1 protein-coding gene is annotated in these 240 nt (G+C 50.0%); it reads right to left on the bottom strand.

All coding sequences use genetic code 11. The features are described 5' to 3' along the window. On the bottom strand, positions 1-215 hold a 215-nt coding region (locus tag CF394_RS03550; protein ID WP_133079795.1), incomplete at its 3' end, for a hypothetical protein. Positions 216-240 lie beyond the last annotated feature (25 nt).

Raw genomic sequence — 240 nt, 5'->3', positions numbered from 1 at the left:
ATATCCGACCGCAGCCATCCATAGTCGGACAGTTCCACGATCCGGTCTGACTGTTCCCGCGGAAGTGGTACTTCCAGGCTTGCCATCAACCGGTCCGCCTCCGGTTCTGAACGACGAATGCTCACATATTTTTTGTACTCCCTATCGGTCTTTGTTTTCTTTGCCTGCTTCTGCTCCTTAATTTGTCCGCCTGCTCTATACCATTTCTTAATCATGCTGCTTCCTCCTCGATATCTTCGT

It is taken from the genome of Tetzosporium hominis (assembly GCF_002265435.1).
GTDB lineage: Bacteria > Bacillota > Bacilli > Bacillales_A > Planococcaceae > Chryseomicrobium > Chryseomicrobium hominis.
The sequence above is the reverse complement of the archived record's forward strand: the minus strand, read 5'-3'. Positions and strand labels throughout refer to the sequence as shown.